This window comes from Sphaerisporangium fuscum, from assembly GCF_018531465.1.
In the GTDB taxonomy this organism is placed as follows: domain Bacteria; phylum Actinomycetota; class Actinomycetes; order Streptosporangiales; family Streptosporangiaceae; genus Sphaerisporangium; species Sphaerisporangium fuscum.
In genome coordinates this window covers 1-14279 of record NZ_JAHDTF010000050.1, presented here as the reverse complement: position 1 = coordinate 14279, position 14279 = coordinate 1, and the positions used below count along the sequence as shown (strand labels likewise).

Here is a 14279-nt window from a genome sequence, read left to right as displayed (position 1 = left end):
CGTCCGGTATATGAGATCAGCCGTCCAGTAGGTGACAGGCACCTGCTAATCTTGCTGGCATGACTTGCTATTTCGTGTTTATCGGGCCGGCTCCGGGAGGGCCGGTCGCAGGCGCATGAACTAGCGACCATCCGGAGCCGGCAACAGAGGCGGAGACATGGGTGTCTCTGCCTTTTCGTTATTCCGAACCCCGCCGGCTCGCGGACGACGCGGCCGGCGTCCGAAAAGGAGCCGACATGTCATCGAACGGTCAGGCCGGTACGCACGGCGTACGGATCGGCGGCGTCATCGTGGGGGAGGGCGCGGCGGTCGTCCTCGCGCAGGGGCACGAGGCCGACGTGCGGTGGCTGAGCCTGCGTGGCGTGGCGGGCCCCGGCGCGGTGGCGCGGGCCAGGGCCGGGTGGGACGGGCCGTTGCTGGTGGAACCCGGTTCGGCGGCCGACCTCGCCGAGATCGCCGAGCATGCCGACGGCGTGGTGATCGAGACCGGCGACCCGCTGGCCCGCGCGGCGGCGGCGCTCGGCCTGCCGGTCGTCGTGCTCCGCGCCCCCGGGACCGGCCTGGACGACTGGCTGGACGCCGCCGCCCGCTGCGCGGCCGAGGGCGCCGCCGGCGTGGTCCTGTGCGAGGGCGTGGGGGAGACGGGCGGGCCGGACCTGGCGCTCGTCCGGGCGGCCAGGCGGTCGGGACGGCCCGTCCTCGCCGCCCCGGGGGAGGACGCCGGGCTCGCGGGCGCGGCGGTGGCCGCCGGGGCGGACGGCCTCTGGCTGGCCCCCGGGGCCGACGCCGAGGCCGTCGCGACCGCCCGCGAGGCAGTGACCGTCGTGGGTGCGCTGGTGCGGGAGGAGCGTCCCTCGGCCGTCCCCGCCGCGCGGCAGGCCATCGACCGGGTCGACGCGGCGCTGGCGGTGCTGCTGGAGCGGCGGGCGGCCCTGGCCGGCACCATCCAGCGGCTCAAGCCCGTCGGCGGGTTCGCCGGGCGCGACATGGACCGAGAGCGCCGCCTGGTCGCGGCGATGGCCCGCCGCGCGCCCCGTCTCGGCGAGGCCCGGCTCGCGCCGATCATGAACGCCGTCATCGAGGGCGGCCTGCACCTGGCGGAGGAGCTCAGGGCCGCCGCGCGGGAGAATGGCCGGGAGCCCTCGAACCAGGACCAGGCGGACGCGCAGGCGCTCGCCGGAGGGAGGCCGCATCACGATTGAGACCAGGGGGCCCGGTGTGCTCCGAGAGGTGCCCGGCACGGCGTAGCATCTCATGCGCCGCACCGGATCGAGGGGAAAGGGACGGCCCGCATGGCTGACTCGTTTGTCCATCTGCACGTTCACACCGAGTACTCCATGCTCGACGGTGCGGCGCGGTTGAAGCAGATGTTCAAGCAGGTCGGCGACCTCGAGATGCCGGCCATCGCGATCACCGACCACGGCAACATGCACGGCGCCTACGACTTCTACAAGCAGGCGACGGGGGCCGGCATCAAGCCGATCCTCGGCATCGAGGCGTACGTCGCGCCGGAGTCGCGGCTGAACAAGAAGCCCGTGCTGTGGGGTGAGCCCCACCAGAAGAGCGACGACGTCTCGGCGGGTGGCTACTACACCCACATGACGATCTGGGCGCGCAACGCCACCGGCCTCGGCAACCTCATGAAGCTCTCCTCGCGCGCCTACACCGAGGGCTTCGTGCGCAAGTGGGCCCGCATGGACGCCGAGCTGCTCGCCGAGCACGCCGAGGGGCTGATGGCCACCACCGGCTGCCCCTCGGGCGAGGTGCAGACCCGCCTGCGTCTCGGCCAGTACGACCAGGCGGTCGCGGCGGCGGCGCGCTACCAGGAGATCTTCGGCAAGGAGAACTACTACCTGGAGATCATGGACCACGGGCTCGACATCGAGCGCCGGGTCCGCGACGGGCTCACCCGCATCTCCAAGGAGCTCGGCATCCCGCCGCTGGTGACCAACGACTCCCACTACACCTACGAGTCCGACGCCACCTCCCACGACGCCCTGCTGTGCATCCAGACCGGCAAGCAGCTGTCCGACCCCGACCGCTTCCGGTTCGACGGCAGCGGCTACTACATCAAGACGGCCGACGAGATGCGGGCCGTCGACTCCTCGGAGCTGTGGGCCGAGGGCTGCCGCAACACCCTGCTGGTCGCCGAGAAGGTCGACCCGACCGGCATGTTCACCTTCAAGAACCTCATGCCGACCTTCCCTGTCCCCGAGGGCGAGACCGAGGAGAGCTGGTTCCGCAAGGAGATCGACCGGGGCATGCGGCGCCGCTTCCCGGAGGGCATCGACGAGGAGCACCAGCGCCAGATCGAGTACGAGATGGACGTCATCATCCAGATGGGGTTCCCCTCCTACTTCCTCGTGGTCGCCGACTTCATCATGTGGGCGAAGACCAACGGCATCCCGGTGGGGCCGGGCCGAGGCTCGGCGGCGGGGTCGCTGGCGGCGTACGCCCTCGGCATCACCGACCTCGACCCGCTGCCGCACGGCCTGATCTTCGAGCGGTTCCTCAACCCCGACCGTGTCTCCATGCCCGACGTCGACATCGACTTCGACGAACGTCGCCGGGCCGACGTCATCAGGTACGTCACCGAGAAGTACGGCGCCGACAAGGTCGCCATGATCGCCACCTTCGGCACCATCAAGGCGAAAGCCGCCATCAAGGACGCCGCCCGCGTCCTCGGCTACCCCTACGCCCTCGGCGACAAGGTCTCCAAGGCGTTCCCGCCCGCGGTGATGGGCAAGGACATCCCGCTGTCGGGCATCTTCGACAAGGACCACCCGCGCTACAACGAGGCCGGTGAGCTGCGCAAGCTCTACGAGGAGGACGTCGACGTCAAGGCCGCCATCGACCTCGGGCGGGGTCTGGAGGGCCTGATCCGGCAGACCGGCGTGCACGCCGCGGGCGTGATCATGTCCCGAGAGGTGCTCACCGACTACATCCCGATCATGCGCCGCGACTCCGACGGCGCGATCATCACGCAGTTCGACTACCCGACCTGCGAGACGCTCGGCCTGCTGAAGATGGACTTCCTGGGCCTGCGCAACCTCACGATCATCGACGACTGCCTCAAGATGATCGAGGCCAACACCGGCAACCGGATCGACCTGCTGAAGCTTCCGCTCGACGACCCCAAGACCTACGAGCTGCTCGGGCGGGGCGACACCCTCGGCGTGTTCCAGCTCGATGGCGGCGGCATGCGGTCGCTGCTGCGGCTGATGAAGCCCGACAACTTCGAGGACATCTCCGCCGTGGGCGCGCTCTACCGCCCCGGCCCGATGGGCGCCAACTCCCACACCAACTACGCCCTGCGCAAGAACGGCCAGCAGGAGATCACCCCGATCCACGAGGAGTTCAGGGAGTCGCTGGCCGACATCCTCGGCACCACCTACGGCCTGATCGTCTATCAGGAGCAGGTCATGGCCATCGCGCAGAAGGTCGCCGGGTTCTCGCTCGGCAAGGCCGACCTCCTGCGGCGCGCCATGGGCAAGAAGAAGAAGGCCGAGCTGGACAAGCAGTTCGAGTCCTTCGAGCAGGGCATGAAGGACAACGGCTACTCCGACGCGGCCATCAAGACCCTGTGGGACATCCTGCTCCCGTTCTCCGACTACGCCTTCAACAAGGCCCACAGCGCCGCCTACGGCCTGGTCTCCTACTGGACCGCCTACCTCAAGGCCAACTACCCCGCCGAGTACATGGCGGCGCTGCTCACCTCGGTGAAGGACGACAAGGACAAGTCGGCGCTCTACCTCAACGAGTGCCGCCGCATGGGCATCAAGGTGCTGCCGCCGGACGTCAACGACTCCGACTTCGACTTCACCCCGCGCGGCACCGAGATCCGCTTCGGCCTGTCGGCCATCCGCAACGTCGGCGGCAACGTCGTCGACGGCATCATCGCCGCGCGGAAGGAGAAGGGCCGCTTCGGCGACTTCAAGGAATTCCTGCGCAAGGTGCCCGCCGTCGTCTGCAACAAGCGCGTCATCGAGTCGCTGATCAAGGCGGGCGCGTTCGACTCGCTCGGCCACGTCCGCAAGGGCCTGGTCATGGTGCACGAGCAGGCCGTCGACGCGATCATCGACATCAAGAAGAACGAGGCCATCGGCCAGGACTCCCTGTTCGGGGCGATCGACGGCGCCGAGGACCAGACCTTCGACGTGCAGATCCCGCCGGGGGAGTGGGACAAGTCGACCCTGCTGGTCTTCGAGCGCGAGATGCTCGGCCTGTACGTCTCCGACCACCCGCTGTTCGGTGTCGAGCACATCCTGTCGGCGGGCGCCGACTGCTCGATCGCGGCGCTGCAGTCGGAGGACCGTCCGGACGGGCAGGTCGTCACCGTCGGCGGCATCCTGACCGGCCTGCAGCGCAAGGTCACCAAGAAGGGCGACACCTGGGTCCTGACCACCCTGGAGGACCTCGAAGGCGCCATCGAGGTCATGATCTTCCCGTCGGCCTACCAGTTGTGCGCCACGGTGCTCGCCGAGGACGCCATCGTGTTCGTCAAGGGCCGCCTCGACAAGCGCGAGGACGTCGCCAAGATCGTGGCCATGGAGGTCACCGCCCCCGACCTGACCCAGGGCACCGACGGGCCGCTGGTGGTCAGCATGCCGCTGACCCGCTGCACGCCGCCGGTCATCGGCCGCCTGAAGGAGGTCCTGACCACCCACCGCGGCACCACCGAGGTCCACCTCCAGCTGCACAACGGCCCGAAGACCACCGTCATGCGCCTGGACGACCGCCTGCGCGTCGCCCCCTCCCCGGCCCTCATGGGCGACCTGAAGCAACTCCTCGGCCCGGCCTGCCTGGCCGGCTGACGGTCCCGGGTCCTTCCGACGCTGAGGACCCGGGACGGCCCGGCTACCGCCGCGGAGCCGGGCTCGGCGTGCCGGGGCCGGGGCCGACGGAGAAGCCGTACGCGACCGGCCGGTTGCGAAGGTGAGGATCGAACGCCGACGACGGGCGGGCGGCTCATCCTTCCGGGTCCGGCAGTAGGACGGAGGGCAGGCGGCTCTCGGGGTGCATCCGGAGCAGCTGGTACACGATGCCGCCCACGCCCGACAGCAGGCCGGGGGCGAAGGCGTCGCGGGCCAGGCCGCTGACCGGGCCGTGCCGCTCCAGGCTGCCGATCACCCGAGCGGCGAGGGCCTGCGGGGACAGGCCCTCGGGGCCGAGGCCCACCTCGATCGCCCGGTGCAGGACCTCCCAGTTGCCCAGATCCCCATGGCAGAGCGTGTGGTTCCAGTCGAAACCGTGCGACCAGCACGACGCGGCGGCGCGGCGCAGTACGTCCCGGTGGCGCCGGTCGTCCTCACGGGCGAGCAGGTCGGCCGCGACGACGCCGATGCCCCCGGCTCCGTGGCACCACGCGCTGGAGGTCACGCGGGGGTCGTCCGCTTCGCGAAGGTCCCGCCAGCCGCCCCCGGCCGGGTCGTACAGCGACTCCTCGAAACGGAACGCCTGGCCGGCCAGAGCGTTGAACCGCTCGAACCGGGACGCCTGGCCGGCCAGAGTGCCGGACTGCTCGGTCCCGACGGCGCCGGAGAGCCGGGCCAGGGCCCAGCCGATGCCGGTGGCGCCGTGCGAGAGCCCGCCCAGCCCCTGCGGGTAGGTGGTGGTGGGCCAGCGGGCCCCGTCGTCCCCGGCCCGGGCCAGCGAGGCCAGCCGCTCCCCGATGCCGTGCGCCGCCGCGGCCCATTGACGGTCGCCGGTGCGCTCCGCCAGGCGGAGCAGCGGCACCACGGCGCCGGCCATGCCGGTGAGCAGGTCGTGGTTCTCGTCGGCGGCCACCGCCTCCGGCAGCTCCCGCGCCAGCGCACGGGCACGGGAGGTCGCCTCCTCCGTGCCCACCGCGCCGAGCCGGTGCAGCAGCAGCCAGCCCCAGACGCGCGAGCCGATGCCGACGTAGCCGCCGGGCGGGTCGGGACGGCGCCGCGGCCCGGTGCGCGACGACTCGGCGTCCTGCTCCTCGCCCATTCTGATCGTGCGGAGCAGGCCGGCCAGGAGGGCGTCCAGCCCCGGCACCTCATCGGCCCTGTCCTGCCCGGTCTCGCGGGCGTATGCGGCCAGGACGACGGCGACGCCGTACGACCCGCCGTACATGTCGGGGGTGAGCGGCTGCACCGACCAGCCGGTCGCGTTCAGCACCGGCCCGATCCAGGTGACCGTGCCGTCGTCGCCCTGGACGGCCGTGTCCAGCAGGCGGCGGACGAGGCCGGCGGCCGCCCGGCGCCGGCGGAGGTCGAGGTCATGGTGGCGGACGGGAGGCGCGCCGAGCCGTCCGCTGTCCGGAAGCCACCCCTCGTTGAGGTAGGCGCTGACCAGGGCCGACCGGATCACCTCCCGGTCCAGGGCGGGGTCACGCTCGCGCCAGCACCGCAGCGCGTCCGCGACCAGGTCCTGCTCGTCTCCCCAAAAGGTCCCGCCGGGGCCGTCCAGCCGGCCCCGGCGAGGCGTGGTGGTGAAGAAGGGGATGTCCCCCTCCAGCAGTTCGGCCACCTCGGCGTCGACCACCTTGGGGTCCGACGGCGCTCCGGGCAGGTGCTCGGCCTGCTCCGCCAGCAGCCGCGCCGCCCGGCGGACCGCGGCGGCCTCGTCGTGCAGCGAGACGGGATGCCACAGCATGCGGCTCAGCTCGGCGTACGCCTCGGTGGCGCGGAGCACGACCCGGATCGGGCAGCCGGCGAAGTCCGCGAGCAGACCGGCCAGCTCACCACGCCGGTCCAGTGATCCGAGATGCCCGGCCAGTTCGTCGAAGCCGGACAGCACCTGGTCCCAGTGGCGGGCGAGGCTCGGGTCCGGGCTCGGATGGTTGGCGGCCGCGTCCATCTCGACCTCCTCGACGCCGACCCTGGCCATGTCGGTGCCCGCGTCGACGACGACGGGCATGCACGCGGACGGCTGCTGCCCGGGTAGCGCGCCGACGGCGGAGATGTCGACGCCCCGCCAGCCGAGCGAGACGCCTCGTCCCGGAAGCAGGCCGATGCGCAGCACCGATTCCCCGAGCAGGCCGGCCGCCCGGTCGACGGCGGCGCCGTACCCCGAGGGCTTGGCGGCGGGGTACGGGGTGAAGATCGTTTCGCAGTCGACGACGACGGGCGCGGGACCGGCCGCGATGAGGTTCTCCGCGTGCAGGTCGCTGCCGCCGACCAGTCGCATCAGCGCCAGCCAATGCCCGATGCCCCGGTAGAAGGACCGCAGTTCCGCGTCGCCGGCGCAGTAGCGGTGGCGGACGTGCTCCGCCCAGCCGTACCGCTGCCGTTCCAGCACCTGGGGTACCCGGATGGTGGTCCCGGCGGCCAGCCGGGCGATCAGCCGGGCCAGCGCCGCGTCCACGGCGAGGGACCGGGGCTTGTAGACGGCGCGGCCCTCCGTTCCCTGGAGGAGGGCCACGGTGCGCCCGCCGCGGTGGCTGTCCCCCGCTCCGAACTCGACCCGGACCAGCCGGCCTCGCGGGCCGTCCGGCAGCGCGGCCAGTTCAGCGCGGTCGGCGGCGAACCTGCGGGCCAGCTCCTCGGCCGCCGCGCACCTGTTGGCGATGATCGCGCCGAGCCTGGACGGCAAGGTGGGGTAGTGCGGGGTCAGCGATCGCCAGAACTCCGGTGTCGAGACCCTTGATCTCCATTCCTCCCAGCGGAGCTCCGGCGTCGGCGCGGTCAGCTCGCCCCTGATCCTGGCCGCGTTGAGTTCCAGCAGCAGGACCCGGTTGACCTTGCGGCGGACGGTCTCCTCCAGGGCTTCGGCGGCCCCTTCGCAGATCACGCGGGCCTCCGCCTCGGCGAGGCCGGGGACCGTTCCCAACCTGGCCGCCAGCCCGGCCAGCGCCGGTGCGGTCAGGACGTCCAGTGACGGATCGAAGTCCCCGGCCACGGTCTCACCTTTCGTCGATCAGCAGCACGCGATGGTGCGGGAGCCGCTGCACGAGCTCGGGATCCGGGTGTCGAAGGCACGCATGGTGATCTCGGACTCGGCGTACTCACTCGACATGAGCGGACCGGCGGGGTTGTCGGACGCGGTACCGTCCCGCCACGCGGCGATGATCTCTTCGGACCGTTCCAGCACGAGAGGCATTTCCTGCTCCCTTCGGGGCCAAGGGGTTTCCAGGACCACGCTAACCAGCTGTTACGAAAAATCAATACATGACGGCTGTGGCGGTTATTTGAATTAAATGCCGATAAATGCCTTATAGCGGTGGCCGAAAAGGCTCCTGATCGTGGACGAAGATCGGCTGCATGCGCCGTACCCCAAAAGGTCGTCGAAGCCGACGAAACGGTGCTTTCGGCGCGTTTCACCTGAGAGCGCGTCTCGCCTGAGGGCGCGTCTCGCCCCACATGATGCTCGCCGCACCGCATCCGGGGCCTCTGGCTCCGGGGTGCAGGGAGATGACGACAGGAGCTCAGCGTCCGACGACGGCGCAGGTGATGCAGGTCCTTGCAGCCGGGCGGACTCTCAGGCGTTCGACGGCGATGGGACGGCCGCACCTCTCACACACGCCGTACGTGCCCTCGCTGAGCCGTTCCAGGGCCGTGTCCAGGTCGGCGAGGTGCCTGTGGGCCTGGTCCAGCAGCGCCTGCACGTGGGCGCGTTCGAAGGCGGTGGACGACCCCTCCGGATCGTGCTCGTCGTCGGTGGCGACCAGAGAGGACGACTCGACGATGTCGTCCCGGTCACGGGACAGCGAAGCGACCCGCGCCATGGTCTGCTCCCGCTCGGAGCCGAGGAGCTCGCGCAGGGTCTCCAGCTCCGCTGGGGAGAGCGCGGCGTCCTGAGGTCGATCCGCCGTCACGGTGCCTCACCTCCTCATCGAGCCTACGCAAGGTCCCCCGGCGTGCCGGATCCGGGCATGCGGCACGCTCGGTGACGCTGGTCATCCTCGTGCTGTGGGCGTTTGGACCATTTGTCGCCACTCGAGTGCTCCTGTGCGTGTACGTGGGCGTGGTCGTTGTCCGGAACGCCTGTCAGGCAGCGCGCCTTCGGCCACCTGGCCGGCGCGCTGGGCCTGCGCACGAGCCTGCACCTGACCACCGTCACGCTGGCGCTGTCCCCGCTGTTCATGGCCCTGTCCCCGCTCGCCCGCCTGGGGGGGACCTTCCCGGTACGACGGACGGTGGCGAGGGATGAACCTCGTCGCCTCAGAATCCTCCGGCTTTCGCGTAGGTGAGGAAGCGGTGCCATTCGGCGGGGGTGAAGATGAGGGCGGGGCCGGTGGGATTCTTGCTGTCGCGTACGGCGATGATGCCGGGCAGGTTCGAGGCCACCTCTACACATGTCCCGCCGTCGCCGCTCGACCAGGAGGACTTACGCCATTCCGCGCCGCTCAGGTCCATTGCGCCATCACATCCTTGATGATGCCGAGCGATAGGTTCTTCGGGAGGGCCGCAGCTCGTAAAGCGTCGTAGCGCCCCACCAGCTCTGTGACCGTTTCACGTTCTCCAATGGTGATGCCACGTGGTGCGCTTTCAACGTACACACTGTGCGGGGCGCCGTGTAGCTCAGCGATCGTGAAGGATGCTTGAAGGCCGACAGCGGACCATGCGGAATACGGAACGATCTGGATCGTCACCCGTGGATACTTGGCCAGCTCCAGGAGCCATGCCAGTTGCTCACGCATCATGTCCGCCTCGCCCATGGGCCGATGGAGGACACCTTCGTCCACGAGACTCCAGATCATGGGTGGACTTTCGCGGCTGAGCATGGCTTGACGCTGCATCCGGTTGGCGACTCGTTGTTCCACGAGTTCGCCGGTGATACCGGGTTCATCGTTGAATATCCGCCTGGCGTAGGCCTCGGTCTGGAAAAGCCCCGGAACCAGAAGAGGATCCCAGATCTGAAGGGCCGAGGCCTGAGCCTCCAGTGACATGAAGTCGCGGAAATGCTCCGGAGCCATATCCCACTGCGTCTTCTTCCACAGTTCGAGGAAGACGCCGTCCAGGTTGAACACCTTGTCGCAGGACTCGGCGAACCGGCGGTCGGGCCTGCGTTTCATGGTCTCCAGCATGCCGACGGTGCTGACCGCCAGGTTGAGCCGTCGAGCCAGCCGCAGTTGGGTCCACCCCTCCTGGAGTCGCTGCTGCCGTAGCTCGTACGCGAAACGAGCTTGCGGTGATTCTTCCGGGTTGATCGAAATTGGGTTGGGCATGCCCCTTTTGCTCCTAGGATCTCACGCAACCTCACCGACGCCTTCGTCGTCTCGCGGATAATGTGCCGCCACGCGAGACCATTTCTCTGGTTAAAGCTATCCCCGGTCCGCATTCTTTGGAGGGTGAATTCCCCTGAGAACAAGAAAGAGGGCGCGGCGGAAGGCCGTGTGGTGCGGACGACGGACCTCTTGGGCGCCGTCGAGCTTCTCGGCCAGGTCGGCTCGGTCTCGCTCGCGCGCGCCTACGTGCGCGGGCTGCTCCTGGCGGCCGGGCGCCGTGACGTCGACGACATGGAGCTCCTGGTAGGAGAGCTGATCGCGAACGCCGTGAAGCATTCGAACTCGGGCCGCAGGCCCGGCGGGACGGTGAAGCTGCGGGTGTACGACGACGGCCGGACCGTGCGCGTGGATGTGGTCGACGAGGGTTCGGACGGTGACATTCCGCAGGTTCCGGCCCAGGTGGACCCGCTCAGCGAGGGCGGCCGCGGGCTCTGGCTCGTACGGGAGTTGTCCTCGGCGTGGGGCTGGGATCAGGAGGCGGCGGGACGGCGGGTGTGGTTCGAGGTGACTCCGTGAGGGGGAGCTACGCCAGGGCCGAGCACGAGCCTGCCCGCTGTGGCCACGGCGATGCCGATGTCGCGGCCTGCGGTGAGCGGCGGGTGCGGCCCCGGCGTCGGCGAAGCCGGTCAGGGGACGACGGCGGTGGCGGTGATCTCCACGAGCTGGCCGCTGTATCCCAGGAAGGAGACGCCGAGGAGGGTGGAGGTGTGCGGGCCCGTGGACAGTTCGGATTCCTCCACGACGTTCCAGGCCGTGGTCAGGTCGGCGTTCCCGGTGCCGGCGACGTAGACGGTGCTGGCGATGACGTGCCGCAGGTCGCTGCCGACGGCACGCAGGGCGGTGGCGAGGTTGTCCAGGACCTGCCGGGTCTGCGCGGCGACGTCGCCGGGACCGACCAGGTTGCCGTCCGCGTCGAGCGGCACGGCGCCGGCCATGAACGCCAGCCGCTCACCCGCCTCCACGACGGCGGCGTGCGCGTACCGGGGCGGCGGGAAAAGCGCGGGCACGGTCGTACGGTTCACCATTGCCGGAGTACTCCTCACTGCGGGGGTGGATACGACGACTCATGCTGGCAACGAGGCTCTGGCGTGTCACATGGTTTAGGCGGGGCTAAATCATCTGCCCGCACAGCGGACCTGATGATCGCCTCTGTGGCCGTCGCGAACCGGCTCCCTCTTTACACCTGCGATCCCAAAGACTTCAAAGGCCTGGATCACTTGCTCACCGTGGTCCCGGTGACAAGGCCGCGATGAGACCGTGAAGGATCGCCGGCCGAGGCGACGGCAGAGGGAGGCGACCTCTACAGCGAGTCGGCCGGGAGCAGATCCGGGAGGAGGGAGGCGAGCACGGCCTGGTCCTCCTCGTGGTGTGGGGCGTATTCGGTGATGCCGAGGCCCGCGAGTGTGAAGCGGGTCGTGAGGGCACGTACGGCTTCGCGCAGCGCCTCGACGCCGAGGCCGCCTGGTTCGGGGTAGCTCTGCGACCCGAACGTCCCGGGGTCGAGCACGTCGAGGTCGATGTGGACGTAGACGGCGGTCGCCCCGGTGGCCGTCACGGCTGACACCAACGAGTCCGGAGACGCCGTCAGGTCGGCGACGGAGTGCCAGGCGAGCCCCGCCTCGGCCACGTAGGACGCCTCGGACGGATCCAGCGCGCGGGCACCCGCGAGGATCACCTGTTCCGGCCTCAGCGCTCGTCCCGGCACCAGCTCGGGATGCCCTTCGCCCAGCAGGGTGCGCAGGACCATGCCGTGGAAGGCATGAGAGGGCGAGGACGCCGGAGTGTTGAGGTCGCCGTGCGCGTCGAACCAGACGATGGCGAGCGCGTCGCCGTGCCTGGTCAGCGCGGCCGACACCGGCTCCAGTTCGACCCCGCAGTCCCCGCCGACCGTCACCACCGGCTCCCCGCTCACCTCGTCAAGGGCCGCCCGGGCCCGGGCGGCGACGCCGGTCAGCACGTCGAGGGCGCGCACGCCGTCCCGCTCGACGCCCTCGGCGTCCGGCACGGGTACCTGGACGACGCGCCCGGCCGGCACCAGAGGGGCGAGCATCTCGGCGCCGAGCGCGAGACGACGAGCATCGGCCACGCTCGAACCCTGCCACTGCGGCACCTGGAGGACCATGGTGGAAAGCATGGCCGGAGCATCGCACACCTCACTCCGGGAGCGGGAGGCCGGGTTCGGCACTCGGCCTTCGGCGGTGCGCGGCGTCCCGGCGGTCACCTTCGATCCGTGCCGGGCAGGCGGCGTAAGGCGTCCATGCCGTGCCGCCGGTGCCCTTCGATCCATGTCGCCGGTACGGCTGAGGTCTGCTCGGGTCTGTCCGAAAACATGCCCGAAAAGGGGCGCCTCCTGGGTGACGGCAGGCTCGGCCGGGACGGGCTCGCGGCCGGACGGTTGACAACGATCTTGACAGAAAGCGAGGGCGACTCGCTTACGCGCGGCGGTCCACCCGGTGGGACGCATCGCCACGTGCAGGATTACCTTACATTCGGTTGACTATCGTGACAGAACGGGAATACTGGGGTTCCTGATCGGCCAGTGCTCTTGTGAGACCGAGGATGCCCATGTCGCTTGGCCCCCGCCATGCCCGAAACACAGCCGCAACGGGCACTCGCACGTGCCTGCTGCGCGGGATGGCGCGCGCGACTCCTACCCGGTCCCGGCCGGCCACCTCATGAGGCCGACATGCTCGGCTAGCAAGCTCTTGGGCGGTCGACATCTCCCGCCGCGCTCCCCCCGACCTCAGGACTGTCATGCCGCCAGACTCTCTCAGCGTCCCGATAGTGATCGGCGTCGCCGTCCTCGCCCTCGCGGGCGTCCTGCTCTTCCACCTGCGTGTACGCCGTGAACTCGCCCAGGCCCGGCGGAAACTGGCCCAGGCCCGCCAGGCGCAGGAGCACCTGACCCGTGAGACCGGCGCCCGGGACCAGCGGCTGGTGCAGGCGGAGCGCCAGGCACAGGACGCCGCGGAGCGGCTCCGCGAGGCTCTCGCCCAGCAGGACCTGCTGCGCGCCGAGACCGAGCACCTGCTGTCCACGCGGATCCCCGCCCTGGTCTCCCACCTGCGCGCCCCCCACGTGGTCGTCCCCGGCGTGCAGAACCCCGCGCTGGCCGGCACGGACGTCGACCGGCAGCACCGCGGCATCCTCGACGCGCTCGCGCGCGGCGTCCGCGAGGAGGCCGAGCGCATCGACGAGGCCGCGCAGGCGGTCGTCAGAGGAGCGATGTCCCGCGTGCAGACGCAGGCGCTGCGCGCCCAGGACCTGCTCGCCGGCGTGCAGCGGCGCTACAGCGGCGACGAGCACACCGCGCTGCTGCGCGAGGTGCTCGGGCTCGACATGTTCAACGAACTCATCATCCGCCGCGTGCAGGTCACCGGCATCGCCTGTGGCGCCACGCCCGGCCTGTCGCGTGACGACACCTACCTGATCGACCTGGTGGTGGGCGCCATCTCCCGTGTGGAGAACTTCGAGCAGCGCATCGAGGGCCCGGCCAACCACCTGCGCCGCCGCATCGGCGTCGCCGCCCGCGCGGCCGAGCCGATGCTGTTCATCACCTCCGAACTGCTGGCCAACGCGGTCCACCACTCCCACGGCACGCTCAAGGTGTCGATCGCCGTGCACGAGACCAACAGCGGAGCCGCCATCGTCATCGACGACGCCGGCGTCGGCCTCAACGAGGACCAGTACGCCCGGGCGACCCGGCTGCTGAGCGGCACCCACCCCGTCCGCCTGGCCGACCTCGGAAACCCGCCCCGCACCGGCTGGGCCGCCATCGGGCGCCAGGTCGCCCACTACGGCATGCAGGTCACGGTCAAGAAGAGCGCCTTCGGCGGCGTCCAGGCAGTGGTCAGCATCCCCACCGGGCTGCTGGTCGAGATGCCGGAGGACAGCCGGCCGTCGGTGCTGGCGCCCGAGCCGGTCCGCGTGGCCGCACCCGCAGCGTCCGTCCGGCCGGAGCCCGTCGTCCAGGCGGCGGCGCCCGTCACGGCCCCCTCGCCCGCACCCGCGACGGTGCCCGCGATGGCGCCGGCCGCCGCGCCCGAGCAGCGGCGCGACCCGGCCGAGGGGACGGCGGCGCTGC

The 14279-nt window shown here is 70.5% G+C and carries 11 protein-coding genes; 4 read left to right on the top strand and 7 right to left on the bottom strand.

Features of this window, described 5'->3' with window-relative positions; translation table 11 throughout:
• Positions 1-236: 236 nt before the first annotated feature.
• The gene (locus KIK05_RS43220) at positions 237-1202 is read left to right on the top strand and encodes a chorismate mutase (protein ID WP_214416728.1); all 966 of its coding nucleotides are present in this window, start codon (positions 237-239) and stop codon (positions 1200-1202) included.
• 90 nt (positions 1203-1292) lie between these two features.
• Entirely contained in the window at positions 1293-4814 is a 3522-nt protein-coding gene (gene dnaE / locus KIK05_RS43215; RefSeq protein WP_214416727.1) for a DNA polymerase III subunit alpha, read from the top strand.
• Between the two features lie 154 nt (positions 4815-4968).
• Here dnaE and KIK05_RS43210 read toward each other — a convergent pair whose 3' ends face one another.
• From KIK05_RS43210 to KIK05_RS43190, 5 genes are all read right to left on the bottom strand, one after another.
• Positions 4969-7866: a type 2 lanthipeptide synthetase LanM family protein gene (locus tag KIK05_RS43210; protein ID WP_214416726.1), complete on the bottom strand. Its 2898-nt coding sequence runs from the start codon at positions 7864-7866 to the stop codon at positions 4969-4971.
• Positions 7867-7884: 18 nt separating this feature from the next.
• Positions 7885-8067 carry a DUF6229 family protein gene (locus KIK05_RS43205; RefSeq protein WP_214416725.1) on the bottom strand — a complete coding sequence of 61 codons (183 nt, stop codon included), beginning with the start codon at positions 8065-8067 and terminating at the stop codon, positions 7885-7887.
• 325 nt (positions 8068-8392) lie between these two features.
• Positions 8393-8782: a TraR/DksA family transcriptional regulator gene (locus KIK05_RS43200; RefSeq protein WP_308250381.1), complete on the bottom strand. Its 390-nt coding sequence runs from the start codon at positions 8780-8782 to the stop codon at positions 8393-8395.
• Positions 8783-9128: 346 nt separating this feature from the next.
• A complete protein-coding gene (locus tag KIK05_RS43195; RefSeq protein WP_214416724.1) occupies positions 9129-9323 on the bottom strand; it encodes a DUF397 domain-containing protein in 195 nt (64 codons plus the stop codon).
• The gene (locus KIK05_RS43190; RefSeq protein WP_214416723.1) at positions 9314-10135 is read right to left on the bottom strand and encodes a helix-turn-helix domain-containing protein; all 822 of its coding nucleotides are present in this window, start codon (positions 10133-10135) and stop codon (positions 9314-9316) included. The genes KIK05_RS43195 and KIK05_RS43190 overlap by 10 nt, the downstream gene beginning before the upstream one ends.
• Positions 10136-10258: 123 nt before the next feature.
• Between KIK05_RS43190 and KIK05_RS48565 the strand changes: the two genes are divergently transcribed.
• Positions 10259-10711 (top strand): ATP-binding protein, encoded by a 453-nt coding sequence (locus tag KIK05_RS48565; RefSeq protein ID WP_214416722.1) that lies wholly within the window; start codon positions 10259-10261, stop codon positions 10709-10711.
• A 110-nt stretch (positions 10712-10821) separates the two neighbouring features.
• Here the strand turns inward: KIK05_RS48565 and KIK05_RS43180 are convergent, their stop codons facing one another.
• Complete coding sequence (locus KIK05_RS43180) at positions 10822-11220, bottom strand: RidA family protein (RefSeq protein ID WP_214416721.1); 399 nt, start codon at positions 11218-11220, stop codon at positions 10822-10824.
• Positions 11221-11495: 275 nt separating this feature from the next.
• Positions 11496-12329: an arginase family protein gene (locus tag KIK05_RS43175; protein WP_214416720.1), complete on the bottom strand. Its 834-nt coding sequence runs from the start codon at positions 12327-12329 to the stop codon at positions 11496-11498.
• 620 nt (positions 12330-12949) lie between these two features.
• Between KIK05_RS43175 and KIK05_RS43170 the strand changes: the two genes are divergently transcribed.
• On the top strand, positions 12950-14279 hold a 1330-nt coding region (locus KIK05_RS43170; protein ID WP_214416719.1), incomplete at its 3' end, for a hypothetical protein.